Below are 25,324 nucleotides of genomic sequence, written 5' to 3'. Positions count from 1 at the left end.
GGAGCCGACATGCCGCTCAACCGAAGGACCTTCCTCAACCGTTCCGCCGCCACGGGTGCGGGGGTGGCGCTCGCGGGCGCGGCGGGGGCCGTTGCCGGCGCCGCGCCGGCGCAGGCGCACGACGAGGGGCGGGGGCACGGTCACGGCCCGAAGACGTACTCGCTGCGAGTGCTGGGCACGACGGATCTGCACGGCCATGTCTTCAACTGGGACTACTTCACGGACAAGGAGTACGACGACAGCACCCACAACGACGTGGGTCTGGCGAAGATCTCGACGCTGGTGGAGCAGGCGCGTGCCGAGAAGGGCTGCGACCGGACGCTGTTGATCGACGCGGGTGACATCATCCAGGGCACGCAGCTGTCGTACTACTACGCGCGGGTGGAGCCGATCACCGGCACGGCGGGCAAGCACGGCAAGCGGCCTCCGGTGCACCCGATGGCGCTGGCGATGAACCACATGCGGTACGACGCGGCGGCGCTGGGCAACCATGAGTTCAACTACGGCATCCCGGTGCTGCGGAAGTTCCAGGAGCAGTGCGACTTCCCGTTGCTGGCGGCGAACGCGGTGGACGCGAAGACGCTGAAGCCGGCGTTCCCGCCGTACACGATCAAGCGGATCAGGGTGCAGGGCGGGCAGGACATCAAGGTCGGGATCCTGGGGCTGACGAATCCGGGGATCGCGATCTGGGACAAGGCCAATGTGCAGGGGAAGATGGCGTTCCCGGGTCTGGTGGAGCAGGCGAAGATCTATGTGCCGAAGCTGCGGGCGCTGGGCTGTGACGTGGTGATCTGCACGGACCACTCGGGACTTGACGGCAGTACGTCGTACGGGGACGCGCTGCCGTATCCGGAGAACGCGTCGTCGCTGGTGGCTGAGCAGGTGCCGGGGATCGACGCGATCCTGGTGGGGCACACGCACAAGGAGGTCGCGTCGCGCACGGTCGTCAACACGGTGTCCGGTAAGAACGTGGTGCTGTCGGAGCCGTTGATGTGGGGGATGCGGCTGAGTGTCTTCGACATCGGGCTGGAGTTCTCGCGGGGCCGCTGGTCGGTGACGTCGGTGGTGGCGGAGGTCCGCAACGCGAACGCGGTGGCGGAGGACCCGCATGTGGTGAAGCTGGTGAAGGCGGAGCACGACAAGGTCGTGGCGTATGTGAACCAGGTGGTCGGTACGTGCACGGTCGCGATGGCGGCGACCGAGGCGCCGTACAAGGACACGCCGATCATCGACTTCATCAACGCGGTGCAGAGCCAGACGGTGAAGGCGGCGCTGGCGGGGACGGAGTACGCGGCGCTGCCGGTGTTGTCGCAGGCGGCGTGTTTCTCCCGGACGGCGGCGATTCCGGCGGGTCAGGTGTCGCTGCGGGATGTGGCGGGGCTGTATGTGTACGAGAACACGCTGGACGCGCGGGTGCTCACGGGTGCGCAGGTGAAGGACTATCTGGAGTTCTCGGCGAAGTACTTCGTGCAGACGGCGGCGGGTTCGGTGGTGGATGTGTCGAAGCTGACGAACGCGGACAGCACTCCGGACTACAACTACGACGTGGTCGGCGGGGTGTCGTACGAGATCGACATCGCGAAGCCGGTGGGTTCGCGGATCGTGAATCCGACGTTCCAGGGTGCGCCGCTGGATCCGGCGGCGAAGTTCGTGCTGGCGGTGAACAACTACCGGGCGAACGGTGGCGGCAATTTCCCCCATGTGGCGGCGACGCCGTCGGTGTGGGCGAATTCGGACGAGATCCGGAACACGATCATCGCGTGGGTGAAGGCGAACGGTTCGATCGATCCGTCCGCCTTCGGCGGTGACAGCTGGAGGCTCACCCGCGACGGAGTGCCGCTGTTCTAGTCGGCACGTTGGAGGCGGCCGTCCCGTCGAGGCCGAAGGTGGTGAAGGACGTTCTGGCCGGCAGGGGGTAGGGCTCCTTGCCGGTCAGTGCGTTGAGGATGACGGCGGAGCGCCAGGCGACGAGGCCGAGGTCGGGGGCGCCGACGCCGTGGGTGTGGCGGTTGGCGTGCTGGATGTGGACGGCGCCGCTGATGGACGGGTCGAGGGCGAGCCGGTGGTCGGCGTCGATGCGTGGCCGGCCGGCGGCGTCGCGGCGCAGGTAGGGGTGGAGCGGGGCGAGCAGTTGGTCGATGGAGCGTTCGCGGTAGCCGGTGGCGAGGACGACGGCGCTGGTCTGGAGGCGGCTGCGGGTGCCTTGTTGTTCGTGTTCGAGGTGGAGTTCGATGCCGGTGCTGCCGAGGCGGCCGGCGGTGCGGACGGTGACGCCGGGGGTGAGGGTGGCGTCGGGCCAGCCGCCGTCGAGGGTGCGGCGGTAGAGCTCGTCGTGGATGGCGTTGATGGTGTCGTGGTCGATGCCTTTGTGGAGCTGCCACTGCTGGGGGACGAGCTGGTCGCGGACGGGTTCGGCGAGGCCGTGGAAGTAGCGGGTGTAGTCGGGGGTGAAGTGTTCGAGGCCGAGTTTGCTGTATTCCATGGGTGCGAAGGCGGGGGTGCGGGCGATCCAGGTGAGGCGTTCGCGGCCGGCGGGGCGGGCGCGCAGCAGGTCGAGGAAGACTTCGGCGCCGGACTGTCCTGATCCGACGACGGTGATGTGTTCGGTGGCGAGGAGCCGGGCGCGCTGGTTGACGTAGTCGCTGGAGTGGATGACGGGGACGGTGGGGGCTTCGGCGAGGGGTCGCAGGGGTTCGGGGACGTAGGGGCTGGTGCCGATGCCGATGACGAGGTTGCGGGCGTGGGTGCGGCCGAGGGCTTCGGCTTCGCCGTTGCGGTCGAGGTGGGTGTGGTCGACCTCGAACAGGGCGCGGCCGGGGTTCCAGCGGACGGTGTCGACCTGTTGGCCGAAGTGGGTGGTGGTGAGGGTGTCGGCGACCCAGCGGCAGTAGGCGTCGTATTCGGCGCGGTGGATGTGGAAGCGCTCGGCGAAGTAGAAGGGGAAGAGGCGTTCGCGGGTTTTGAGGTAGGAGAGGAACGACCAGCGGCTGGCGGGGTCGGCGAGGGTGACGAGGTCGGCGAGGAACGGGACCTGGAGGGTGGCGCCGTCGATGAGCAGGCCGGGGTGCCATTGGAAGGAGGGCCGTTGGTCGTAGAAGGCGGCGGTGAGGTGGGGGATGCCGTCGGCGAGGGCGGCGAGGGAGAGGTTGAAGGGGCCGATGCCGATGCCGAGGAGGTCGAGGGGTTCTTCTGGGGTGGCGGGTGCGGTGGGTTCGGCGGGTTCGGTGGCTTCGGTGGGTTGCGGGGTGGTGGGTGCTGTCGTCATCGGGCCGTGGTGCCTTCCGTGGTGAGGTGCAGGAGCGCTGTGAGGTCGGCGGGCCGGGTGTGCGGGTTGAGCAGGGTGGCTTTGAGCCAGAGGCGTCCGTCGGCGTGGGCGCGGCCGAGTACGGCGTGGCCGTCGTGCAGGAGGCGGCGGCGGACGGCGGCGACGTGGGTGTCGTCGGCGTCGGTGGGGCGGAACAGGACGGTGCTGATCTCGGGGCGGCCGCGCAGGGTGAGTGTGGGGTGGGCGTCGATGAGGTCGGCGAGGTGCTGGGCCTGGTCGCAGACGGTGTCGATGAGGGCGCCGAGTCCTTCGCGGCCGAGCGCGCGGAGGGTGACGGCGATCTTGAACACGTCGGGGCGGCGGGTGGTGCGCAGTGAGCGGCCGAGGAGGTCGGGCAGGCCCGCTTCGGTGTCGTCGTCGGCGTTGAGGTAGTCGGCCTGGTGGTTGAGCGGCCGCAGCGCAGTGGTGTCGCGGACGGCGAGCAGGCCGGCGGCGATGGGCTGCCAGCCGAGTTTGTGCAGGTCGAGGGTGACGGAGTCGGCGAAGGGCAGGCCGTCGAGACGGTGTGCTTCGCGGTCGCTGAAGAGCAGGGGTCCGCCGTAGGCGGCGTCGATGTGGAGTTCGGCGCCGTGGGCGGCGGTGTGGTGGGCGATCTCGGGGAGCGGGTCGATGGCGCCGGTGTCGGTGGTTCCGGCGGTCGCGACGACGAGGACGGGCCCGGGGTCGCCGAGCTCGCCGAGGGCGGTGTGGAGGGTGGCGGGGTCGAGGGTGCCGGCGGGGGTGGGCAGGACGTGGGCCGGCGGCAGGCCCAGGAGCCAGATGGCCCGCTGGATGCTGTGGTGGGCGTTGGCTCCGCAGACGACCCGCAGGGCGGGGGCGCCGGGGTGGCGTTCGCGGGCGAGCAGCAGGGCGAGGTGGTTGGACTCGGTGCCGCCGCTGGTGACGAGGGCGTCGGGGGCGCGGTGCCCGGGGTAGACGAGGGCGGCGAGTGCGGCGGTGGTCTCGGCTTCGAGGGCGCTGGCGGCGGGTGCCTGGTCCCAGGAGTCGAGGGACTGGTTGAGGGCGCTGGTGGCGAGGTCCGCGGCGACGGCGAGGGCCAGCGGCGGGCAGTGCAGATGGGCGACGCAGCGCGGGTGGGCGGGGTCGGCGGCTCCGGCGGCGAGGGCGTGGACGAGGGTGCGCAGGGCGTGTTCGGCGCCGGTTCCGGTGTGCGGGATGGCGGGGGCGCACGCGTCGCGTACGTGCCGGGCGACGGTGTCGGGGCCGCCGGCGGGGAGGGGTCCGCCGCGGGCGGTGGCGCCGGCGGTCAGTGCGTCGAGGACGGTGTCCAGCAGGGGGCGCAGGTGGCCGGGTCCTGTGATCCCTCCGGCGAGCTGGGGTGGCATGGGGTGGCCCCTTCGCGGTCGCTGCCTGTCGGGCGGGCGGTTCCGCCCGGTGTGCTCAACGAGAGCCACCGGTCAGGGGTATTGCGGGGCCGGTACGGAGGATCGGATTCCGGCCGTGCGGGGGTGGTCGGGCGGGGGGGTTCGGGGTGTCCGGTGCGTTGACGGCACGGCGTGGCGCAGGGTGCCCGCCCGGCCGGCGGGCACCCTGATGGAACGGTCCTGGCCGTGCCCTAGCCGCGGACGGTGTCGTCGGCCGGCTCGGGGTACGTCGCCCGGATCTTCAACGCCCTTTGCAGCTCGTGGAGTTGGTCGGCGAGCTGGCGGCGCAGCGCCGGCAGCGGGTTCGCGTCGCGCAGGCATTCGCCGCCGAACCGCAGGGTGGACATGTCGGTGGCCGTGGTGGGGAAGGCGTACCGGCCGGCGGCCGTGCCGAGGGCGGGGCCGCGGCGGGCGGCGACGGCGGTGGCCGCCGCGAAGTAGTGCGGCACGTACCCGTGCAGCAGATGGTGCTGTTCCGGCTGCCAGAACCCCTGGGCGGTGGCGGTGAACAGATACACCGACAGGGAGTCGTCGCCGAACATCGACGTCCAGGCGGCGTGTTTGGCCTGCGGGTCGGGGAGGGCGGCGCGGCAGCGGGCGGCGCCCTCCTCGCCGGAGGCGCTGGGGTCGCGGGCGAGTTCCGCGGCGATGTCACCGGGGGTGGCGGCGCCGAGGACGGTGAGGCGGAGCAGCAGCTGCCAGCGCAGTTCGGGGTCGAGGGCGGGTCCGTCGGTGATCCGGCCGGCGGTGAGCCAGTCGCGCAGCCGGGCGGTGTCGCCCTCGGTGCCGGCGCAGTCGATGAGGGTGCGGGCGGCGCTGAGGTGCAGGGCGGCGTCGGCGCCGTGCAGGAACGTCCGGCAGACACCGGCGAGCAGGGTCAGGTCGGCGGTGCGGCGGGCGGGGCCGCGGTAGCGGTCGATGAGCTGGCCGCGGGTGAAGGCGAGGACGCCCTGGACGATGGCGGGGTCCGTCTCGGCGGGCAGGTGCCGCAGCACGAGGTCGAAGTAGTCGCCGGGCGGCAGTTCGCCGTCGCGCACCAGGTCGCGGGCGGCGTTCCAGACCACGGCGCGGGAGAGCGGGTCGGGCAGGCCGCTGAGGCATTCGGTGACGGTGGTCCATGACTGGTCGTCGAAGCGGATCTTGGTGTAGCTGAGGTCGCCGTCGTTGAGCAGCACCAGGTCGGGGCGGACGGGGCGGCCTTCGGGCAGCAGCGGGACGCGGGGGGCGGCGAGGTCCGCTTCGAGGCGTTCGCGCAGGGCGAGCCGGCACGGGTCGGTCACGGCCCGGTCGTACAGGCCGACGTTGATGTGGTGCGGGCGGCTGCCGGTGCGGGCGATGAACGGTGCGGCGGGGCCGTCGAAGTGCGGCTGGAGGGTGTCGACGCCGGTGGTGCGCAGCCACTGCGCGGCCCATTTGCGGACGTCGCGGTCGGTGGCGCCGGCGAGGGACTCGATGAAGTCGTCGAGGGTGGCGTTGCCGAAGCGGTGCCGGGCCATGTGGTCGTTGACGCCCGCGAGGAAGTCCCTGGTGCCGAGCCAGGCGACGAGCTGCCGCAGTGCGGAGGCGCCCTTCGCGTAGGAGATGCCGTCGAAGTTCAGCATCGCGGAGGCGGTGTCGGGGACGGCTTCGGGGGCGACGGGGTGGGTGGAGGGGCGCTGGTCGGCGTCGTAGCCGTAGATCTTGCGGGCGATGGCGAAGTCGGTCCAGGTGCTGGTGAAGCCGGTGGCTTCGGCGAGCACCTGGTAGCCGAGGTACTCGGCGAAGGACTCGTTGAGCCAGATGTCGTCCCACCAGCGCAGGGTGACGAGGTCGCCGAACCACATGTGGGCCATTTCGTGGGCGATGACGACGGCCCGGCTCTGGCGTTCGGTGTCGGTGACAGCGGAGCGGTAGACGTATTCGTCGCGGAAGGTGACGAGGCCGGGGTTCTCCATGGCACCCCAGTTGAGTTCCGGGACGAACGCCTGGTCGTAGGAGTCGAAGGCGTAGGGCTCGTCGAAGATCTCGTGGTAGCGGTCGAAGCAGCGGCGGGTGGTGTCGAGGAGTTCGGCCGCGTTGCTCTCCAGGTACGGTCCCAGGCTCTTACGGGCGTGCAGGCCGAAGGGCAGTCCCGCGTGTTCGGTGCGGATGCTGTGCCAGGGGCCCGCGGCGACCGCGAGGAGGTAGGTGCTGATGGGTGGTGTCGTGGCGAGCTGCCAGTGCCCTTCGCCGGTGCGGGTGCGCTGCGCTATGCCGTTGCCGAGGACGGTCCAGGCGGGCGGGGCGGTGACGGTGACGTCGAAGACGGCCTTGAGGTCGGGCTGGTCGAACGTGGCGGCGAACGCGGGGCTGTGGTCGAGGCCGAGCTGGGAGTACGTGTAGACCTCGCCGTCGGCGGGGTCGGTGAAGCGGTGCATGCCTTCGCCGGTGCGGGAGTAGTGCATGTCCGCGTCGATCCGCAGTTCGTTGTCGGCCCGCAGCCCGGTGAGCGGGAGCCGGCCGTCGTCCAGGGTGCCGGGGTCGAGCGCGTGGCCGTTGAGTGCGGCGCTGTGCAGTGCGGCGGGCCTGAGGTCGATGAAGGTGGCGGCGCCGGCTTCGCGCGCGCTGAAGCGGATCACCGTGGTGGAGCGGAAGGTCGCGTCGCCGCGGGTGAGGTCCAGGTGGATCGCGTAATGGTGCACGTCGATCAGGCGGGCGCGGGTCTCGGCCTCGGCGCGAGTCAGGGCTGGCATGCCGGACATGCTGCCGTACGGGTGCCCGCAGGTCACGGCCCGGGGTGATCTGCTGTCTGGCGGGTGATCCTCCGGGGGTCGAGGTGGTCGGTGGACCAGCCGCCGGGGACGGTGCGGTACTGCTGTTCGCGGAAGCGTACGGGGGCGGCGCCGACCCGGCGGGTGAACAGCCGGCTGAAGTAGGCGGGGTCCTCGTAGCCGACGCGGCGGGCGACGGCGGCGACCGGCAGGTCGGTGGCGGCGAGGAGTTCCTTGGCGCGGCCGAGCCGGATGCCGAGCAGGTAGTCCTTGGGGCTGCAGTCGGCGCTGCGGCGGACCGCGGCGCGCAGTTCGGCCAGCGTCATGCCGTGCCGGGCGGCGTGTTCCGCGATGGTCAGCGGCAGGAACGCGTCGCGGGCGAGGGCGTCGAGCACCCGGTCGCCGTCGCCGGTGGTGTCGGCGCGGGCGCGGCGCAGGGCGACGAGGAGTTCATGGACGGCGGCGGAGCTCTCGACTTCGAGGAGTGGGTTTCCGGGGCGGGCGGCGCGGGCTATGCGGGCGATGACGGCGCGCGGTCCCGTGGTGTCGCTGAGCGGGACGATGGGCCGGTCGGGCTCGATGTAGCCGAGTTCGGTGTAGGTCGCGGCGGCGGGTCCGGTGAAGTCGACGAAGCTCTCGTCCCAGCCGCTGCCGGGGTGCGGCGCGTAGTGGTGTTCGGCGTCGGGGGTGAGCCACAGCAGGGTGGGCGCGGTGATCTCCACGGCGTCGCCGCCGCGGTGCCGGAACCAGCCGGAGCCGGCGCTGATGACGACGGCGACGTGGTGGTCGATGGTGCGCGGCCCGACGGTGGGCAGCGCTCCGTGCTGCATGCCGACGCCGAGGCATACGAGGCCGAGCCGGTGGTGGACCGGGTTCGGGGAGAAGTAGCGCATCCATGTGTGGAACATCGAGGACTGATCTTGGCTCATGGAGTGCGGTGCTGGCCAGGGGGTCGGGGCCGCGCCCCCGGCCCCCTGGCGGTTTGGGGTGTTATGCAGGGCCGAGGTCCGTGACGGTGAAGGTGTCGAGGGAGAACTCGGCGGTGCCGCTGTCGCCGGCCTTGCGCAGCCCCACCCAGGCGTCGCCGTCGGCGGGGGCGGTGAACTCGTAGCTGTGGGTGGCGGGCATCCGGGCGGCGGGCAGCACCGTCCGGGACAGTTCGGTGGTTTCCGGGCGGTCGGTGGCGGTGATCCAGGCGTACTGGCCGGCTTCCTCGTTCTCGTAGCGGAACGTGACGCGGTAGCGGCGGCCGGGGGTGAAGCGGGCGGTGTGCGGGACGGTGCGGTAGATCAGCCCGTCGTTCTCGCCGCGGGACTTGAGGGACTGGGTGCCGTCGATGATGTCGTCGATCACCTTGCCGTTCCAGCCGGCCTGGGTGAACGGGGAGTGCCGCTGCGCGATGTGGGTGCGCGGGTCGGTGACGTCGCCGGCGTCGCCCTTGACGAAGGCGCCCCAGCCCTGGGGGACGTTCTCGAAGTCCTCGTGGACGAGGGCGCCGGGGCTGCGGGTGGGGAGTGCGGCGACGACACGGACGTTGTCGAAGGTGACGCGGGCCGTTCCCTCGTCGGCGCTCAGGGCGAGGGTGACCGGGCCGCCGCCTTCGGGGACGGTGAACCAGGTGAACATCCGCTGCATGCGGGAGCCGTGCTTGCGGTCGGCGGCGACGTAGTTGCCCGCGGTGGAGGTGTCGGTCCAGTTGACGGCGGTGACGCCGTCGGCGGTGCGGACCTCCAGGGCCGCCCGGCGCCGCTCCCCCGCGGTGGCGCCGATCTCGACCTGGACGGAGGCCGCGTAGCTGCCGGGCCGCAGCCGCGACAGGCGCTGGCCGACGAAGGCGGCGGGGCCGGCGCCGATGACGAGTTCGTAGTCGCCGATCGGGTTGCGGACGACGGTCGCCGGCCCGTTGACGTGCCAGTCGTCGAGCCGGCCGGAGTGGAAGCCGGGGTCGTGGATCGCGGTGCCCTCGCCCCAGCCGGGGGCGGCCTGGCGGGGTGCCTGGTCGCGGTAGACGACGTAGGGCTGTCCGGCGTCGGCGGTCACGGTGACGGAGCCGGCCCGGACCGGCAGGTCGCCTGCGAAGCGGCGGCCCTGGTCGGTGAGGCGGTAGAGGCTGATGGTGCGGGCGGCCGCCCAGCCGGCCGGCAGCCGCCAGGTGGAGGCGCCGCCCGCCGGGTTGTAGTGGTAGAGCTTCGGCGGGTTCTTGGCCTGCCGCGGCTCCCAGGGCAGCAGGTAGCCGCCGCCGCGGTAGACGGTGCGGCCGTCGGTGGTGATGGTCTTCGTGCCGTCGGCGTCGGTCACCGAGGTGGCGGTGGGTCCGGAGAAGGTGATCTCGTGGTCGGTCCAGGTACTGATCGGGTACGCCTGGAGGTACTTGGCGGGCAGGTTCTCCGTCCAGACGGTGCGGTAGAAGGCGTTCCAGTCGGTCTTGCCGACCCAGCCCTCGAAGGTGCCGAGCTTGGCGGTGCCCAGCAGCGGCCACTTGTCGGCGAAGACGTCCTTCTGGTGGTGCCGCACCATGCGGATGAGCTGGGAGTTGATGCCGCGCGAGGTGTCGCCGCCGTAGTCGGTCTCGTTCGCCCAGTGCGACCACAGGGAGGAGCGCTCGAGGCCGTGGCCCCATTCGCTGGTGACGGTCCAGCCCTGGGCGCGCAGGTGCCGCTGGAGCCGGTCGGAGGTCCAGCCCGACTCGCGGAACACGTCGAGGTAGATGGTGTTGAGCGCCGGGTGGGTCTCGTCGCGCAGCTGCTGGAAGCGGGCGGCGATGTCGCCGCTGATCAGGTCGCGGCGGGCGTTGATGCGGTAGGACTGGTCGAGCCAGTCCCACTGCTTGTCGGTCTTGTCGACGAGCTGGTCGGAGAAGGCGTTGGCGACCGGGTAGGACTCGGTGGCGTTGACGTGGACGGCGAAGTCGCTGTTCCAGCGGGCGCCGCGGGCGACGAGGGTGTTGAGGTCGGCGAGGCCGCCCGCGCGCCGGTTGTAGTTGCCGCCGTAGTCGGGGTGCGCGGAGTCGTGGCCCTCGGACTGGTAGCCCTTGAGGAGGGTGAACTGCCGCAGCCCGTCGGTGGCCAGCGAGATCCGCTTGACGTTGTCGAGGGTGGCCAGGAACGGGTTGGTGGCCTGGCTGGCGAAGTTGAACGGGATGTGCGGGACGACCCGCAGGTGCTGGGTGTCGGCGCCGAGCGGGGTGACGGCGATGTCCCGCAGCGCGATCGCCGCGTCCTGCCAGTCGGTCTTCCCGTCTCCGTTGCGGTCCCGGGTGACGATGACCTTGGCGTACGGCAGCGGCTCGGTGTCGGTGGTGGCGGCGCCGGCGGCCCGGTGCGTCCACTGGCCGGGTGCCAGCCCGGATTCGATCCAGCCGTCGCCGGCCAGGGTCTGCCGCCAGAAGCGGCCGTTCTCCCAGGTGGTGCCCTGCGCGCTGACCGGCTTGTCGTAGACGGTGTTGCTCTCGATCGCGGCGCCGAGCGCGTCGGTGGCGACGACCGCGTAGGCGCAGCCGGTGGCCGCCGCCTCGGCAGGTGTGGTGGCGGTGACGCGGACCAGGGTGTCACCGCTGGTGGCCTTGTCGAGCTGCAGCTTCGCGGCGAGCAGGGTGGCCCCCGGCTGGTCGCTGCGTACGCTCAGCAGCCGCAGTCCGGGGATCTGCAGGGTGCCCACGCGCAGGCTGTCGGTGTCGGCGACGGCGGTGACACGGAATTCGGCGGTCCAGCCGTCGACGGTGATCTGCGCCTCGATACGGGTCCCGCCGTCGAGGGCGAGGGTGTACGTGACGCGGTCGGCGCGGACGGTGCTGGTGACCCGTGGGGTGTGGGCGGCGCCGTCGATGAGGAGGGTGCTCGCGGGGGCGGGCGCGCCGTGGATGACGGCGCCGGTGCCGCGGTCGGTGTAGGAGGCGATGCCGGGGAAGGCGGTGTGGACGCGGACGTCCAGGTGCGCGGAGCGGATCACCGCTTGTCCCGTGGCGGCCGTCGCGGCGGCGGCGCTCCCCTGTCCGGGGACGAGCGCCGCGGCCAGTCCGGCGGCCGCGGTGGAGAGCACCACCGCGCGGCGGCTGGGACCAGCTTCCATGCTGGTTTCGGGGGCGGACATCGCACTCCTCACTACGGCATCACTACGGCATCGTCACGGCATGGCGGTGCCGCTGGACGCACCGCCGGTTGCCGTGGGCCGCACGGCCGGTGTCTGCCGGCTGTACAGCTGCTTCACGGGTGGATCGCCCTTCACCTTGCGTCCCGGGGACCCGGCGCGCCCATGGACAAAGGTGTGCCGGTGTTGGACTCCTGGTGGGGCGGGATCAGCTGCGCAGCACCGCGCAGAGCGTGATCTCGGCCGCGACGGCCGGCCCCGGGTGCCGGACCGCCCACCCGGGCAGGCTGTTCACGCGGGCCCGCCTCCCGGCCCCGCGGCCAGCCCGCTCTCCCATGCCCAGGCCGCGATCCCGACCCGGTTGCGGGCTTCGAGCTTGATCTGCACATGGCCCAGGTGGGTCTTGACGGTGGAGAGGGACACGAACAGCTCGGAGGCGATCTCCGCGTTCGTCATACCGCGGGCCAGGCACCGCACGACGTCCTGCTCGCGTTCGGTGAGCGGCTCGGCGGGCTGCCGGACGGGCCCGGCCCCCGGTGATCCGGCGGCCGGCGCCATGTCGCGCAGCAGCCGCACGGTGATGGCGGGCGAGATCAGCGAGTCGCCGACCGCGGCGGCCCGCACCGCCTCGACGAGCATGGCGGGGCTGGAGTCCTTGAGCAGGAAGCCGCAGGCGCCGTTGCGGAGCGCGGTGTGCACGTACTCGTCCAGGTCGAAGGTGGTGACGATGACGACGCGGGGCGGCCGGACCACTTCGGGGGCGCACAGCAGCCGGGTCACTTCCAGGCCGTCGAGTTTCGGCATCCGGATGTCGAGGAGGCAGACGTCGGGGTGCAGCCGGCGGGCGGCGTCGAGGGCGGCTGCGCCGTCGACGACATCGGCGACGACGTCGATGTCCGGCTCGCTGTCCAGGATCATCCGGAAACCCGTCCTGACCATCTCCTGGTCATCGGCGATGACCACGCTGATCGTCATGCGTTCCCTTCGGCCGGTCCGGGGATCCCGTGTTCCTCCATGGGACCGGGGGTCCCCGGCACCCGCAACCGCAGAGCGGGCACAACGTACTGTTCCCGCGATCTTTGTGCCCACCCACGGAGGCACCACCACCGGTTTCCGCGTCTCCCCCGGTGCGGACGCGTAATCTCGAAAGGCCACCGGTCCGCACGGTGGCCGGCGGGGGAGATGGCTGTGACCGAGATCGAGCACGGGTTCCCGCACCTGGCCACGATCCAGAGCTCACTCACCGCGCTGTACCGGCGGCTGTCCGCCGACACGGTCGAGCAGTACCCGGCGAGCGTGCGCCCGGAGTCGGTGGAGTTCCCACCGGACGAGGACCCGTACCTGGGGGCGCAGCGCGTGGCGCGTGTGATGCTGCAGCACTTCCGGCTGCCGGACGCGCGGATGGTGGTGGGGTTCCGCGACATGGTGCACGCGGGCAGTGTCGAACTGGCGGCGGGCCCCGAGTACTTCGTCGAGCTGCACTCGCGCTTCAAGACGGACCGCCGCGATGTGGGCGCGGCGCTGGCGCACGAGGTCATGCACGTCTACCTGCACCGTCTCGGCCTGGAACTGCCCGGCACCCGCGACAACGAGATCCTCACCGACACCGCGACGGCGTTCCTCGGGGCGGGCTGGCTGCTGCTGGACTCGTACCGGGAGGAGCCGGCGATCCGGGAGGACCGGCTGATGATGTCCGCGTACAAGCTGGGCTATCTGACGCCGGAGGAGTACGGCTATGTGCTCGCGAAGCGGGCGCTGGTCTTCGGCGACGACATCGAGCCGTGGTTCAGCAGCCCGCTGGCGCGTGACGCCTACCGGGCCGGGCTGGTCCTCGCCGAGCAGGAGCGGCGGCAGCCGCCGCTGCTGGCCGCCGGCTGGGCGGCCCGGCGGCGCTACGCCAGGGACCGGCGCGCGGGCACCACGCAGGCCCCGGCACCACTGGGCGGGTACTCCTTCGAGGCGACGAACCCGCCGCGGGTCTCCTTCCCCTGCCCCACCTGCCATCAGCGGATCCGGGTTCCGGTGCGCGGCCGCGTCACCGCCCGCTGCACGCTCTGCCGGACGGTCCTGGAGTGCGACACCTAGGGCCTGTCCGGCCGATCACGAACGGCCCCTTCCTGAAACCGGGGCAACCCCCGGGCCCCCTCGCCTCAATCGCCGGCCGGGCTTCATCAGCCCGTCCCGGGGGCACCTCCCAGCGGTAGCTGGGGGATGAGGACCTTCGGGAAGGGGCGGGGTGGGGGAAACGGCTGCGGCGCCTGCCCCCCGTGGTCGGGGTGGGGCAGGCGCCGCAATTGTTCCGTACGTCGTCGGACGGGACAGCTGAGGCCGGTCAGACCGTGACCGGGCGGTCCGTCGGGCGGACCGGGGCGGGCAGGGTGCTGGCGCCGGTCAGGAAGCGGTCCACCGCGCTGGCGGCCGAGCGGCCCTCGGCGATGGCCCACACGATGAGCGACTGGCCGCGGCCCGCGTCACCGGCGACGAACACGCCGCCGACGTTGGTCGCGTAGCTCTGGTCGCGGGCGATGTTGCCGCGCGCGTCCAGTTCCAGGCCGAGCTGGTCGATCAGGCCGTTCTTCTGGTCGGTGCCGGTGAAGCCCATGGCCAGCGTGACGAGCTGGGCCGGGATGGAGCGCTCGGTGCCCGGCTGCGGCACGAACTTCCCGTCCTGGAACACCACCTCGACCAGGTGCAGCGACTGGACGTTGCCGTCCTCGTCGCCCTCGAACTTCACGGTGTTGACGGCGTAGACGCGCTCGCCGCCCTCCTCGTGCGCCGAGGTGACCTTGTACGTCATCGGCATCGTCGGCCAGGGCTGGTTGTCCGGGCGGTCGTCGGACGGCCGCGGCATGATCTCCAGCTGGGTGACCGAGGCCGCGCCCTGGCGGTGGGCGGTGCCGACGCAGTCGGCGCCGGTGTCGCCGCCGCCGATGACGACCACGTGCTTGCCCTCGGCGGTGATCGGCGGAGCGACGAAGTCGCCCTCCTGCACCTTGTTGGCGAGCGGCAGGTACTCCATCGCCTGGTGGATGCCGCCGAGCTCACGGCCGGGCACCGGCAGATCGCGGGCCTGGGTGGCACCGGCGGCGATGACGACCGCGTCGTAGCGCTTCTTGAGCTTGTCGCCCAGCAGGTCGGTGCCGATCTGGACACCGGTGCGGAACTTGGTGCCCTCGGCGCGCATCTGCTCGATACGGCGGTTGATGTGCCGCTTTTCCATCTTGAACTCGGGGATGCCGTAGCGCAGCAGGCCGCCGATGCGGTCGGCGCGCTCGTACACCGCGACCGTGTGGCCGGCGCGGGTCAGCTGCTGGGCGGCGGCGAGTCCCGCCGGGCCCGAGCCGATGACGGCGACGGTCTTGCCGGACAGCCGCTCCGGCGGCTGCGGGGTCACGTCACCGCTGTCCCACGCCTTGTCGATGATGGTGACTTCGACGTTCTTGATGGTGACGGCGTCCTGGTTGATGCCCAGCACACAGGCGGACTCGCAGGGCGCGGGGCACAGCCGGCCGGTGAACTCCGGGAAGTTGTTGGTCGCGTGCAGCCGCTCGCTGGCCGCGGTCCAGTCCTCGCGGTACGCGTAGTCGTTCCACTCGGGGATGAGGTTTCCGAGCGGACAGCCGTTGTGGCAGAACGGGATACCGCAGTCCATGCAGCGGCCGGCCTGCTTGCTGATGATCGGCAACAGCCCGCCGGGGATGTAGACCTCGTTCCAGTCCTGCTTGCGCTCCTCGACGGGACGCCGGTCGCACAGCTGGCGGGGCGTGGTGAGGAAGCCCTTGGGGTCAGCCATTAGCCGCCTCCATCATCTTCGCGGTGGTCTCGGACTCGGAGAGTCCGGCCTGCTCGGCGGCGTTCTTGGCGGCGAGCACTGCCTTGTAGTCCCTCGGCATGACCTTGCCGAAGCGGGTGAGGGTGGTTCCCCAGTCGCCGAGCAGCTTCTCGGCGACGGTGGAGCCGGTCTCCTCCTGGTGGCGGCGCACGACATCGTGCAGCCACGTGATGTCCTCGGCGTCGAGCGCCTCGACGTTGACCATGCCGGTGTTGACGTTGTCCGGGTCGAGGTCGAGGACGTACGCGATGCCGCCGGACATGCCGGCCGCGAAGTTGCGGCCCGTCTCGCCCAGGACGACGGCCCGGCCACCCGTCATGTACTCGCAGCCGTGGTCGCCCACGCCCTCCGAGACGACGGTGGCGCCGGAGTTGCGGACGCAGAACCGTTCGCCGGTCCGGCCGCGCAGGAACAGCTCGCCGCCGGTCGCCCCGTACGCGATGGTGTTGCCCGCGATGGTGGAGAACTCGGCGAGGTGGTCGGCGCCGCGGTCCGGGCGGACGATGACGCGGCCGCCGGACAGGCCCTTGCCGACGTAGTCGTTGGCGTCGCCCTCCAGGCGGAGCGTGATGCCCCGGGGGAGGAAGGCGCCGAACGACTGGCCGGCGGAGCCGGTCAGGGTGATGTCGATGGTGTCCTCGGGCAGGCCCGCGCCGCCGTACTTCTTCGTCACCTCGTGGCCGAGCATGGTGCCGACCGTGCGGTTGACGTTGCGGATCGGGAGCTGGACGCGGACCGGGGCGCCGGTGGCCAGCGCCTCCTCGGCGAGCTGGATCAGCGTGTTGTCGAGCGCCTTCTCCAGACCGTGGTCCTGCACCGTGACCTGGTGGCGGACCGCACCGTCGGGCAGCTCCGGCACGTACAGCAGCGGGGCCAGGTCCAGGCCCTGCGCCTTCCAGTGGTCGACGGCGCGGCCGGCGTCGATGAGCTCGGCGTGGCCGACGGCCTCCTCGATGGTGCGGAAGCCCAGCTCGGCGAGGATCTCGCGGACCTCTTCGGCGATGAACTCGAAGAAGTTGACGATGTACTCGGCCTTGCCGCTGAAGCGCTCGCGCAGCACCGGGTTCTGGGTGGCGACGCCGACCGGGCAGGTGTCCAGGTGGCAGACGCGCATCATGATGCAGCCCGAGACGACCAGCGGGGCGGTCGCGAAGCCGAACTCCTCGGCGCCCAGCAGGGCGGCGATGACGACGTCGCGGCCGGTCTTGAGCTGGCCGTCGGTCTGCACGACGATACGGTCGCGCAGCCCGTTGAGCAGCAGCGTCTGCTGGGTCTCGGCGAGGCCGAGCTCCCAGGGGCCGCCCGCGTGCTTGAGCGAGGTGAGCGGCGAGGCGCCCGTTCCGCCGTCGTGGCCGGAGATCAGGACGACGTCCGCGTGTGCCTTGGAGACACCGGCGGCGACGGTGCCGACGCCGACCTCGGAGACCAGCTTGACGTGAATGCGCGCCTTGGGGTTGGCGTTCTTCAGGTCGTGGATGAGCTGGGCGAGGTCCTCGATCGAGTAGATGTCGTGGTGCGGCGGCGGCGAGATCAGGCCGACGCCGGGCGTGCTGTGCCGGGTCTTGGCGACCCAGGGGTAGACCTTGTGGCCGGGCAGCTGGCCGCCCTCGCCGGGCTTGGCGCCCTGCGCCATCTTGATCTGGATGTCGTCGGAGTTGACCAGGTATTCGCTGGTCACGCCGAAGCGGCCGGAGGCGACCTGCTTGATGGCGCTGCGCCGGGCCGGGTCGTAGAGCCGCTCGGCGTCCTCGCCGCCCTCACCGGTGTTGGACTTGCCGCCCAGCTGGTTCATGGCGATGGCGAGGGTCTCGTGCGCCTCCATGGAGATGGAGCCGTACGACATGGCGCCGGTGGAGAAGCGCCGGACGATCGAGGAGACCGGCTCGACCTCGTCGATGGAGATCGGGGTGCGGCCCTCCTTGAAGTTGAACAGCCCGCGCAGCGTCATCAGGCGCTCCGACTGCTCGTCGACGCGGCTGGTGTACTGCTTGAAGATGTCGTAGCGGCGGGTGCGCGTGGAGTGCTGCAGCCGGAAGACCGTGTCCGGGTCGAACAGGTGCGGTTCGCCCTCGCGGCGCCACTGGTACTCGCCGCCGATGTCGAGGCGGCGGTGCGCGGCGGCGATGCCGGAGACCGGGTAGGCCTTGGCGTGCCGGGAGGCGACCTCCCGGGCGACCACGTCGAGGCCGGAGCCGCCGAGTTTTGTGTCGGTGCCGTGGAAGTAGGTGTCGACGAACTCGGTGTCCAGGCCGATGGCCTCGAAGACCTGCGCGCCGCGGTAGGAGGCGACGGTGGAGATGCCCATCTTGGACATGACCTTCAGGACGCCCTTGCCGAGCGCCTTGATGAGGTTGCGGATCGCGTCCTCGGCCTCGATGCCCTGCAGGAAGGTGTCCGCGCGGGCCAGGTCCTCGACGGACTCCATGGCCAGGTACGGGTTGACGGCCGCGGCACCGTAGCCGATGAGCAGCGCGACGTGGTGCACCTCGCGCACATCGCCGGCCTCGACGATCAGGCCGACCTGGGTGCGCTGCTTGGTGCGGATCAGGTGGTGGTGGACGGCCGAGGTGAGCAGCAGCGACGGGATCGGCGCGTGCTCGGCGTCGGAGTGCCGGTCGGACAGCACGATGAGGCGCGCGCCGTCCTCCATCGCGGCGTCGACCTCGGCGCAGATCTCGGTGAGGCGCGCCGCGAGGGACTCGCCGCCGCCCGCGACCCGGTACAGGCCGGACAGGGTCGCGGCGCCGAGGCCGGGCAGGTCGCCGTCGGCGTTGATGTGGATGAGCTTCGCCAGCTCGTCGTTGTCTATCACCGGGAAGGGCAGCACGACGTTGCGACAGGAGGCCGGGGACGGCTCCAGCAGGTTGCCGCCGGGGCCGACCGTGGAGATCAGCGAGGTGACGAGCTCCTCGCGGATGGCGTCCAGCGGCGGGTTGGTGACCTGCGCGAACAGCTGGGTGAAGTAGTCGAAGAGCAGCCGGGGGCGGTCGGACAGCGCCGCGATCGGCGAGTCGGTGCCCATGGAGCCGAGCGGTTCGCCGCCGGTCTTGGCCATCGGGGCGAGGATGACGCGCAGCTCTTCCTCGGTGTAGCCGAAGGTCTGCTGGCGGCGGGTGACCGAGGCGTGGGTGTGCACGATGTGCTCACGCTCGGGCAGGTCCTCCAGGGCGATCAGCCCGGCGTCGAGCCACTCCGCGTACGGGTGCTCGGCGGCCAGCGCCGTCTTGATCTCGTCGTCCTCGATGATGCGGTGCTCGGCGGTGTCGACGAGGAACATCTTGCCGGGCTGCAGCCGTCCCTTGCGGACGATCTTGCCGGGCTCGATGTCCAGGACGCCGGATTCCGAGGCGAGCACGACGAGGCCGTCGTCGGTCACCCAGTAGCGGCCGGGGCGCAGACCGTTGCGGTCCAGGACCGCGCCGACCTGGGTGCCGTCGGTGAAGGTGACGCAGGCCGGGCCGTCCCAGGGCTCCATGATCGTGGAGTGGTACTGGTAGAACGCGCGGCGGGCCGGCTCCATCGAGGCGTGGTTCTCCCATGCCTCGGGGATCATCATCAGCACGCTGTGCGGCAGTGAGCGGCCGCCGAGGTGCAGCAGTTCCAGCACCTCGTCGAAGGACGCGGTGTCCGAGGCGCCGGGGGTGCAGACCGGGAAGACCCGCTCCAGGCTGCCGTCGAACAGGTCGCTGTCGAGCTGCGACTCGCGGGCCCGCATCCAGTTGCGGTTGCCCTTGACGGTGTTGATCTCACCGTTGTGCGCCACGAACCGGTACGGGTGGGCCAGCGGCCAGCTCGGGAAGGTGTTGGTGGAGAAGCGGGAGTGCACCAGGGCGATCGCGGTGGCGGTCCGCCGGTCCGACAGGTCCGGGAAGAACGGCTCCAGCTGCCCGGTGGTGAGCATGCCCTTGTAGATGATCGTGCGCGCGGACAGCGACGGGAAGTAGACGTCGGCCTCGCGCTCGGCGCGCTTGCGCAGCACGAAGGCGGGCCGGTCCAGCGCCAGGCCGGACCTGGTGCCGGTGCCGGTGCCGTCGGCCACGAAGAGCTGGGCGAAGTGCGGCATCGTCGAGCGGGCGGTGGCACCCAGCAGCTGCGGCGCGACGGGGACCTCACGCCAGCCGAGGACGGTGAGGCCCTCTTCGGCGGCGATCCGCTCGATCGCGTCGACGGCCTTGGCGCGGTCCTCGGTGTCGACGGGCAGGAACCCGATGCCCACGGCGTAGTGGCCGGCCTCAGGGAGAGCGAATCCGGCGGCTTCGCGCAGGAAGGCGTCCGGGACCTGGAGGAGGATGCCGGCGCCGTCACCCGAGTCGGGTTCGGAGCCGGTGGCACCGCGGTGCTCCAGATTGCGCAGAACGGTCAGTGCCTGCTCGACCAGCGCGTGGCTGGCCTCGCCCGTCAGGGTGGCCACGAAGCCGACGCCACAGGCGTCGTGCTCGTTGCGGGGGTCGTACATTCCCTGCGGGGCGGGTCGCCCGTCCATGAACGCGGAACGCATCGGCTCTCCCGTCGTCGTCATTGGCATATATGCAGTGCCTGTCATAGGCATGCGCAATAGGGACGACGTTGGCCCTCTGCGATTTCGTGCAGGTTACATGATGACCGAGTGTTCGAGAAGCGGATACTCAGTTCCATCATGTGGACAAGGCGCGGTGTATGCAGGGAGTACGCAGTACCTACGGACCATGTCGTTACAGAGTTGCCCGGGGCGGATCCCGCCCGGCGCCACGGTCTGATGCCCGGTGGCGCGGTACCTGAAACGAGAGGGAAACAACACGAGGCTTGTGGCCTCGATCACGCGGCTCAGCCGACGGCGGTACCGATGAATGAACCCAATACGAAGGTAACCCCGGCAGCCGCTCCGCCCAACAGGAGCTGCCGGATTCCGCTGAACCACCAGGAGCGGGCCGTCACCCGTGCCACCGCGGCGCCGCAGGCGAACAGCCCGATCAGCGCCAGCACCAGCGCGGGCCACAGCGCCGTGGCACCCAGCAGGTACGGCAGCACCGGCAGCAGCGCGCCGAGCGCGAACGACACGAACGAGGAGCCGGCCGCCACCAGCGGCGACGGCAGGTCCGACGGGTCGATGCCCAGTTCCTCGCGGGCGTGTATCTCCAGCGCCTGCTCGGGGTCGGCCGACATCTGCCGGGCGACCTCCATCGCCAGCTCGGGCTCCACCCCGCGGGACACGTACAGCGCGGCCAGTTCCCGCAGCTCGTCCTTGGGGTGCCGGCTCAGCTCCAGCCGTTCGATGTCCAGCTCCGCCTCGACCAGCTCGCGCTGCGAGGCCACCGAGGTGTACTCCCCCGCCGCCATCGAGAACGCGCCGGCCGCCAGCCCCGCCAGCCCGGTGACCACGATCACCTTCGTGTCGACGGCACCGCCGGCGACACCGGTCATCAGCGCAAGGTTCGAGACCAGTCCGTCCATCGCCCCGAAGACCGCGGGCCGCAGCCAGCCACCGCTGACGTCCCGGTGGGTGTGGTGCGCGACGTGGTACGGCGCGGGCTTCTCATCGGTCTCGACGGCCGTCGACATGTTGGCGGTACTCCCTCCGGCCGGCGCACTCGCCCCGGTCCCCTCCCTGCGAACACCCCGAAGGTACGCGCGAATTCCGCCGCATTCCAGCTAGGAAAGGCTGTCCTACCTGCGAAAACACCGCGGCCGCCGGACTCGAATGAGCCGGCGGCCGCGGGAGGAGAGGGGAGGTTCAGGAGGATTTGGACGCCTCTGCGCCGTCGTTCTCGGACACCTTCGCGCCAGAGTTCAGGGCTTCGGAGTCCCCGGCGTCGGAGTCCTTGATACCGGAATCCTCGGCATCGGCGTCCTTGCCGCTCTTCTCGGCGTCCGCGTCCGCGGGGCCCTTGTCCAGGCTCACGTCGCCGCCCGCGGGCGCCGGCTCCACGACCGTCTCGACGCCCGGGTGCCACCGTGCCGACAGCACCATGTAGACCACGGCGCCGATGAAGACGACGATCGAGGTCCAGTCGTTCAGCCGCAGGCCCAGGATGTGGTGGGCGTCGTCGACGCGCATGTACTCGATCCAGAAGCGGCCCACGCAGTACGACGCGACGTACAGCGCGAAGGCCCGGCCGTGGCCGAGGCCGTACTTGCGGTCCGCCCAGATCACCAGCAGCGCGACACCGACGCACCACAGCGACTCGTACAGGAACGTCGGGTGGTAGGTGCCGCCCGGGTGGCTGTCGGTGGCGCTGATCTTCAGCGCCCACGGCAGGTCGGTGGCGCGCCCGTAGAGCTCCTGGTTGAACCAGTTGCCCCAGCGGCCGCAGGCCTGCGCCAGCGCGATGCCCGGGGCGAGGGCGTCCGCCCAGGCCGGCAGCGGGATGCCCCGGCGGCGGCAGCCGATCCAGGCGCCGACCGCACCGAGCGCGATCGCGCCCCAGATGCCGAGGCCGCCCTCCCAGATCTTGAACGCGTTGACCCAGTCCTTGCCGTCACCGAAGTACAGCTCGTAGTCGGTGATGACGTGGTAGAGCCGGCCGCCGACGAGGCCGAAGGGCACCGCCCACACGGCGATGTCCGCGACGGTCCCCTTCTGGCCGCCGCGGGCCACCCACCGCTTGTTTCCGAGCCAGACGGCTACGAAGACGCCGATGATGATGCAGAACGCATAGCCGCGGAGCGGGATGGGTCCGAGGTACACCACACCGCTGGACGGACTGGGAATGAAAGCGAGGATCTCCATAGCAGGGCCGACGCTACCGTGCCGGGCGGGTGGAGTGGCAACCAGCCCGGCTACGGACGCGTAACGGCCCTGCCGTCGTGATGCGGTCGTGATGCGGTCGGGGCGGGGGTCAGGACGTGGGGGTCGGCGTGACGGTGCCCGCCTTCTTGCCCTTGTTGGCCGCCTCGACCTGCTGCTTGAGCTTGTCCGGGGTCAGCGGGTCGGTCTGGTTTCCGTAGACGCTCTTGCCGTTGAGCAGGACGGTCGGGGTGGAGCTGAACCCGGACCCGCCGAAGGCGGCGGCCGACTTCTTGATCCAGGTGTCGTACGTGCCGTTGTTCACACACGCGGTGAAGGTGTCGGTCTTCAGCCCCGGCACCTTGTCGGCGAGCTCCAGCAGATACGCCTTGTCCCCGAACTTGTCCTCCCGCTCGTCCGGCTGGTTCTCGTAGAGAACGTCGTGGAACGCCCGGAACTTGCCCGCGTCCTGCGCGCAGACGGCGGCGTTGCCCGCGTTCAGCGAGCCGGTGCCGCCCATGTTGCCGTCGATGATCGTCACCAGGTGGTAGTCGGCCTTCAGCGCGCCGCTGTCCTCCAGGGAGTGCACGGTGTCGCGGAAGGTCTTCTCGAACATGCCGCAGCCGGGGCAGCGGAAGTCCTCGTAGACGGTCAGGGTGGACGGCGCGCCGGCCGCGCCGGTGGGGATGACGAGGTTGTCGTTGCCGGTCGCGCCCTTCGGGGACGCCACCGGTTTGGCCGGTTCGCTCGTGTGGTTGGCCAGCACCCCGGCCACCACCCCGGCAATCGCCAGGACCACGACGACGGCACCACCGACGATCAGTGTCCTCTTGCGCTTGTCGCGCGCCTTGTCCTTCTCGCGCTGTTCATGCATCGCCTCACGGGCGGTGCGCTTTCCTTCACGGTTCTTCTGGCTCACACCCCTGGACAACGAACCGGGGAGGCGTCGCTGCGCCTCCCCGGTCCCGATTCGCCCTAATGAGGGACTAAAACGATCTGTCCTACCGGCTCTGCCGGACCGCCCCGGTGCGCTTGCGGACGCCCGCCGCCAGCTCGCCGGCCAGCTCCCGCACCCCGGCCAGTCCCGTTTCCAGGTCGGGCGCGTCGAGCAGCCGCTTGACGAACGCGGAGCCGACGATGACGCCGTCCGCGAAGGCCGCGACCTCGGCGGCCTGCTCGGGGTTGGAGACGCCCAGGCCGACACAGACCGGCAGGTCCGTGGTGGCGCGGGTGCGCAGGACGAGGTCGGCCGCCTGCTCGCCGACGCTCACCCGGGTGCCGGTGACGCCCATCAGCGACGCCGCGTAGACGAAGCCGGTGCCCACCGCGGTGATCTTGGCGAGCCGCGCGTCGCGGCTGCTCGGCGCGACCACGAAGACGGTGGCCAGACCGTGCAGCTCCGCGGCCTTGCGCCACACCTCGGACTCCTCGACCGGCAGGTCGGGCAGGATGCAGCCGGCGCCGCCCGCCTCGGCGAGGTCGGCGGCGAACCGCTCGGCGCCGTAGCGGTCGACCGGGTTCCAGTACGTCATGACCAGCACCGGCGCTCCGGTGGCGGCGTGCGCCTCGCGGACGGTGCGCAGCACGTCCTTGATCCGGACGCCGCCGCGCAGCGCGATGTCGTCGGCGGTCTGGATAACCGGTCCGTCGAGCACCGGGTCGCTGTGCGGCAGGCCGATCTCGACGACGTCGCAGCCGCCTTCGAGCATCGCCTTGACCGCTTCGATGCCGCCGTCGACGGTGGGGAATCCGGCCGGGAGGTAGCCGACCAGCGCGGCCCGGTTCTCGGCCTTCGCCGCGGCCAGGGCCGCGTTCAACAGCGCGATGTTGCCGCTCACTTGGCTTCCCCCTGCTCGTTCTCGTTCTCGTACAGACCGAAGTAGCGGGCCGCGGTGTCCATGTCCTTGTCGCCGCGTCCTGAGAGGTTCACCAGGAGCAGGGCGTCCGGGCCCAGCTCGCGGCCGATCTCCAGTGCCCCGGCGAGCGCGTGCGCGCTCTCGATCGCGGGGATGATGCCCTCGGTCCGCGAGAGCAGGCGCAGCGCCTGCATCGCGTCGTCGTCGGTGATCGCGCGGTACTCGGCGCGGCCGGTGTCCTTGAGGTAGGAGTGCTCCGGACCGACGCCCGGGTAGTCCAGTCCCGCCGAGATCGAGTAGGGCTCGGTGATCTGCCCCTCGTCGTCCTGGAGGACGTAGGAGCGGGAGCCGTGCAGGATGCCGGGTTCGCCCTGGCTGAGGGTGGCGGCGTGCTCGCCGGTCTCCACGCCGTGGCCCGCGGGCTCGCAGCCGACCAGGCGGACGCCCGCGTCGGGGAGGAAGGCGTGGAAGAGGCCGATGGCGTTCGATCCGCCGCCGACACAGGCGACGGCGACGTCGGGGAGCCGTCCGGTGCGCTCCAGGATCTGCCGGCGGGCCTCGACGCCGATGACCCGGTGGAAGTCACGGACCAGTGCCGGGAAGGGGTGCGGTCCCGCCACCGTGCCGAAGAGGTAGTGGGTGCGGTCGACGTTGGCGACCCAGTCGCGGAACGCCTCGTTGATGGCGTCCTTGAGGGTGCGGCTGCCGGACGTCACGGAGACGACCTCGGCGCCGAGCATCCGCATCCGCGCGACGTTCAGCGCCTGGCGCTTGGTGTCGACCTCGCCCATGTAGATGGTGCACTCGAGGCCGAAGAGTGCGCACGCGGTGGCGGTGGCGACGCCGTGCTGGCCGGCGCCGGTCTCGGCGATGACGCGGGTCTTGCCCATCCGCTTGGTGAGCAGCGCCTGGCCCAGCACGTTGTTGATCTTGTGCGAGCCGGTGTGGTTGAGGTCCTCGCGCTTGAGGAACACCCGGGCGCCGCCCGCGTGCCCGGCGAACCGTGCGACCTCGGTGAGCGCGCTCGGCCGGCCGGTGTAGTTGACCATCAGGTCGTTCAGCTCGGCGGCGAAGGCCGGGTCGGCCTTGGCCTTCTCGTACTCCGCGGCGACCTCGTCCACGGCGGCGACCAGCGCCTCCGGGATGAACTTGCCGCCGAACGCGCCGAAGTAGCCTTCGGCGTTCGGGATCCGACCCTCGGGATCGGGAATGAAGAATTCTGACATGGCAGACACAGGAGTCCCCTGACAGTGAAATGCGATGGCTGATGGAAGTGTCGCGGCTCAGCCGCGACGCCATCGCATTCCGTTGACCTGTCCGGGCTCGCCGCCGATCACATAACGCACCCGACGGCCCAATACGCGACGCGCAGGCGCGCGGCAGCCGCGGGGGCGGCAGCCGGGCGCGAGGCGGGTCGCGATGGACATGG

The 25,324-nt window shown here is 71.2% G+C and carries 16 protein-coding genes; 2 read left to right on the top strand and 14 right to left on the bottom strand.

What is annotated here, in order from left to right; genetic code table 11:
* Positions 1–9: 9 nt before the first annotated feature.
* Positions 10–1,848 carry a 5'-nucleotidase C-terminal domain-containing protein gene (locus tag LNW73_RS24990; protein WP_250991455.1) on the top strand — a complete coding sequence of 613 codons (1,839 nt, stop codon included), beginning with the start codon at positions 10–12 and terminating at the stop codon, positions 1,846–1,848.
* Here the strand turns inward: LNW73_RS24990 and LNW73_RS24985 are convergent.
* From LNW73_RS24985 to LNW73_RS24960, 6 genes are all read right to left on the bottom strand, one after another.
* Positions 1,820–3,265, bottom strand: a complete 1,446-nt coding sequence (locus tag LNW73_RS24985; RefSeq protein WP_250975375.1) for a lysine N(6)-hydroxylase/L-ornithine N(5)-oxygenase family protein — start codon at positions 3,263–3,265, stop codon at positions 1,820–1,822. The two genes, LNW73_RS24990 and LNW73_RS24985, sit on opposite strands and share 29 nt — an antisense overlap.
* Positions 3,262–4,650 carry a pyridoxal phosphate-dependent decarboxylase family protein gene (locus tag LNW73_RS24980; protein ID WP_250991454.1) on the bottom strand — a complete coding sequence of 463 codons (1,389 nt, stop codon included), beginning with the start codon at positions 4,648–4,650 and terminating at the stop codon, positions 3,262–3,264. Before LNW73_RS24980 ends, LNW73_RS24985 begins: the two co-directional genes overlap by 4 nt.
* Positions 4,651–4,880: 230 nt before the next feature.
* Entirely contained in the window at positions 4,881–7,400 is a 2,520-nt protein-coding gene (pepN, locus tag LNW73_RS24975) for an aminopeptidase N (protein WP_250991453.1), read from the bottom strand.
* A gap of 32 nt (positions 7,401–7,432) precedes the next feature.
* Complete coding sequence (locus tag LNW73_RS24970; protein WP_250993031.1) at positions 7,433–8,326, bottom strand: helix-turn-helix domain-containing protein; 894 nt, start codon at positions 8,324–8,326, stop codon at positions 7,433–7,435.
* 82 nt (positions 8,327–8,408) lie between these two features.
* Positions 8,409–11,507: an endo-alpha-N-acetylgalactosaminidase family protein gene (locus LNW73_RS24965; protein ID WP_250991452.1), complete on the bottom strand. Its 3,099-nt coding sequence runs from the start codon at positions 11,505–11,507 to the stop codon at positions 8,409–8,411.
* 288 nt (positions 11,508–11,795) lie between these two features.
* Complete coding sequence (locus tag LNW73_RS24960) at positions 11,796–12,479, bottom strand: response regulator (protein WP_250991451.1); 684 nt, start codon at positions 12,477–12,479, stop codon at positions 11,796–11,798.
* A gap of 213 nt (positions 12,480–12,692) precedes the next feature.
* Between LNW73_RS24960 and LNW73_RS24955 the strand changes: the two genes are divergently transcribed.
* A complete protein-coding gene (locus LNW73_RS24955; protein WP_374117214.1) occupies positions 12,693–13,589 on the top strand; it encodes a hypothetical protein in 897 nt (298 codons plus the stop codon).
* A 247-nt stretch (positions 13,590–13,836) separates the two neighbouring features.
* Here LNW73_RS24955 and LNW73_RS24950 read toward each other — a convergent pair whose 3' ends face one another.
* The 8 genes from LNW73_RS24950 to trpM all read right to left on the bottom strand — a co-directional run bounded on the left by LNW73_RS24950 (position 13,837) and on the right by trpM (position 25,322).
* Positions 13,837–15,297, bottom strand: coding sequence for a glutamate synthase subunit beta (locus LNW73_RS24950; protein WP_250975380.1), 1,461 nt, complete (start codon positions 15,295–15,297; stop codon positions 13,837–13,839).
* The gene (gltB, locus tag LNW73_RS24945; RefSeq protein ID WP_250991450.1) at positions 15,290–19,834 is read right to left on the bottom strand and encodes a glutamate synthase large subunit; all 4,545 of its coding nucleotides are present in this window, start codon (positions 19,832–19,834) and stop codon (positions 15,290–15,292) included. Before gltB ends, LNW73_RS24950 begins: the two co-directional genes overlap by 8 nt.
* A 305-nt stretch (positions 19,835–20,139) precedes the next feature.
* Entirely contained in the window at positions 20,140–20,874 is a 735-nt protein-coding gene (locus LNW73_RS24940; RefSeq protein WP_250975382.1) for a VIT1/CCC1 transporter family protein, read from the bottom strand.
* Between the two features lie 172 nt (positions 20,875–21,046).
* On the bottom strand, positions 21,047–22,042 hold the full coding sequence (gene lgt / locus LNW73_RS24935; protein WP_250991449.1) for a prolipoprotein diacylglyceryl transferase: 996 nt from the start codon (positions 22,040–22,042) through the stop codon (positions 21,047–21,049).
* Positions 22,043–22,151: 109 nt separating this feature from the next.
* Complete coding sequence (locus LNW73_RS24930; RefSeq protein WP_250991448.1) at positions 22,152–22,958, bottom strand: DsbA family protein; 807 nt, start codon at positions 22,956–22,958, stop codon at positions 22,152–22,154.
* 82 nt (positions 22,959–23,040) lie between these two features.
* Positions 23,041–23,877, bottom strand: a complete 837-nt coding sequence (gene trpA, locus LNW73_RS24925; RefSeq protein WP_250975385.1) for a tryptophan synthase subunit alpha — start codon at positions 23,875–23,877, stop codon at positions 23,041–23,043.
* Entirely contained in the window at positions 23,874–25,121 is a 1,248-nt protein-coding gene (gene trpB, locus LNW73_RS24920; RefSeq protein ID WP_250991447.1) for a tryptophan synthase subunit beta, read from the bottom strand. The genes trpA and trpB overlap by 4 nt, the downstream gene beginning before the upstream one ends.
* Positions 25,122–25,178: 57 nt before the next feature.
* A complete protein-coding gene (gene trpM, locus LNW73_RS36715; RefSeq protein ID WP_374117216.1) occupies positions 25,179–25,322 on the bottom strand; it encodes a tryptophan biosynthesis modulator TrpM in 144 nt (47 codons plus the stop codon).
* Positions 25,323–25,324: the final 2 nt, after the last annotated feature.

Origin of the sequence: Streptomyces sp. RKAG337, from assembly GCF_023701715.1 — a bacterium.
Taxonomy (GTDB): Bacteria; Actinomycetota; Actinomycetes; order Streptomycetales; family Streptomycetaceae; genus Actinacidiphila.
This window is presented reverse-complemented; position numbering and strand designations above follow the sequence as displayed.